A 2,013-nucleotide genomic window follows, 5' to 3' on the forward strand; every position below is an offset into this window, starting at 1 on the left:
GGTGGCGACCCGCGCCGCCTCGCCTGGCTGCAGCAGGCGCTGGCCGCCCTGGCCGGCGACGCGCACCGCGCCCTGCAGCACCTCGGTGCTGGCGAACGCGCTGTCGCTGCCGGCGCCGACCCGGAAGCGGGTGCCGCGCACACTGCTGGTGCTGGACGGGGTCTGGATGATGTAGCGCGAGGCGGGACCGGTGGCGGGGATGACGTCGTTGCTGGTGCGACCCTTCTCCAGCCGCACCCGGGTATCGACCATGCCGGTAGCGCCGTAGCGGACGAGCTGGTCGAAGCGCACCAGGCTGTTCTCACGCACCTGCATGCGCGAGCCGTCGGCGAACTGCACGGTCGCGCTGGCATCGGCACCGGTCTGCAGCGCGCTGCCGATCGGCAGCGGCATGCCTTGCTGCGCCGAGAGCGTCGCCCGGTCGGCGGTCTGCACGCTGATCTGTCCACGCAGGGCGACCAGCCGCGCCGGCGCCGGTTGCACGCGCAGCCAGGCGATCGGAAACCGCAGGCGCGATCCCGGCACCAGCCGCTGCGGATCGGCGACCTGGTTGTGCTGGCCCAACCGCGCCCAGTCCATGCCCGGGCGCAGATACAGCCGGCCGAGATCCCAGAGCGTATCGCCGGGGCGCACCCGGTAGTGCCAGTCCTGCGCCATCGCAGTGGGGGCGAGCAGCAGGCCAATCCAGCACAGCAGGCCGGCCAGTCTGCGTGCGCCTGCCCACGAGGTGCGGGTGGGCGAGGCCATGCGGCGATCGAACTGGTTCACGGCATACATCCGGCAAAAGACCAGGCCGGCGCTGCCTGCGGGGCTGCAGGCGGCGTTCGTCCCTGATCGCGGCATCCTGGGGTCAGGCCGGGTCGCGTCCGTCCGTCGCAGCGGCCGGAGACGCCGTAGTCAGCCGCTGGACCTGAGATTGTAATCTCAGAACAACAGGGCGGACATCTTCCTACGGTACTGCCCGACCAGATCCTCGTCCTCGATCACCCGGAACGCATCGATCAGCGCCTTCTTCGGCAGGCCGTCCTCGAACGCGCGGTCCTGGCGCAGCATCTCCAGGAACTGTTCCAGCGCGGCCGCGTCGTCGCCGCCGACCAGGTGGCGCACGCCCAGCAGGTAGCGCGTCTTGAGATCGGTCGGATCCTGCGCCAGCGTGGCCTGCAGGGTCTCCAGCGGCGGGGCGGCCTGCAGCGCGCCGACGAAGCCCAGTCGCGCCCGTGCCCGCACCGCGCGCTCGTCGGTGGCGAGATTGGCCGGCAATGCGTCGATCAGGGTCTCGGCCTCGGCGGCGGCGCCGACCTTGACCAAGGCCAGGGCCAGATCCAGCTTCAGTTCGTCCTTGTCCGGCTCGGCCGCCACCGCCTCGCGCAGGCGCTGCACCTCGGCCTGCGGATCCAGCGGCGCCGCCGGCACGTCCTCGGCCGGTTCCTGCGCGGCCAGCGGCACGATCCCGTGCTGGGTCAGGAACTCGCGCAACTGGCCCTCGGGCAGGGCGCCGGGGAAGCCATCCACCAACTGTCCGCCCTTGACCAGGAACACCGTCGGCACCGAGCGGATCTGGAACGCCGCGGCGATCTGCTGCTCCTGGTCCACGTCGACCTTGGCCAGCACGAAGCCGCCGTTGTACTCGGCCGCCAGTTTTTCCAGGATCGGGCTCAGGGTCTTGCACGGGCCGCACCAGGGCGCCCAGAAGTCCACCAGCACCGGCGTCTGCAGCGAGCGCTGCAGCACGTCGGCTTCGAAGGTCTCGGTCTTGGCGTCGAAAACGTGGGGCGTGTCGGACATGGACAGTGTCATCGCAGGCGAGAGGACGCTTTGTATGGAGGCGCCGCGGCGCCGATGCAAGGGCGGCGGCGCCACGCCGCGCGTGCCGGCCGCGGCCGCAGCGGCGACAATGCCCGGCTGGAGGCGCCATGGCGGCGCGAAAGGACGGGAACGGATGGGCGAGGTGAGCGAACGGGTGCTGCGCTGGATCGGGCCGCTGCTGGCGGTGGCCGCGGTGGCGGCGATGCT

General features: G+C 71.6%; 2 protein-coding genes and 1 pseudogene. 1 reads left to right on the top strand and 2 read right to left on the bottom strand.

Translation table 11 applies throughout. The annotated features are described in order from the left end of the window. Positions 1-768: FecR family protein (locus D183_RS0120470; RefSeq protein ID WP_198527684.1), on the bottom strand; the 768-nt coding region annotated here is incomplete at its 3' end. 156 nt (positions 769-924) lie between these two features. Continuing rightward, positions 925-1,785, bottom strand: coding sequence for a thioredoxin (gene trxA, locus D183_RS0120475; protein WP_017917519.1), 861 nt, complete (start codon positions 1,783-1,785; stop codon positions 925-927). Between trxA and D183_RS28095 the strand changes: the two are divergent. Beyond that, positions 1,784-2,013: pseudogene (locus tag D183_RS28095) on the top strand (hypothetical protein); the annotation flags it as partial. The gene trxA and the pseudogene D183_RS28095 sit on opposite strands and share 2 nt — an antisense overlap.

This window comes from Xanthomonas sp. SHU 199 (assembly GCF_000364665.1).
Classification (GTDB): Bacteria; Pseudomonadota; Gammaproteobacteria; order Xanthomonadales; family Xanthomonadaceae; genus Xanthomonas_A; species Xanthomonas_A sontii.

Coding starts and splice junctions, on each gene's coding strand:
- trxA (WP_017917519.1), bottom strand. CDS start 1,785: ATGTCCGACACGCCCCACGTTTTCGACGCCAAGACCGAGACCTTCGAA.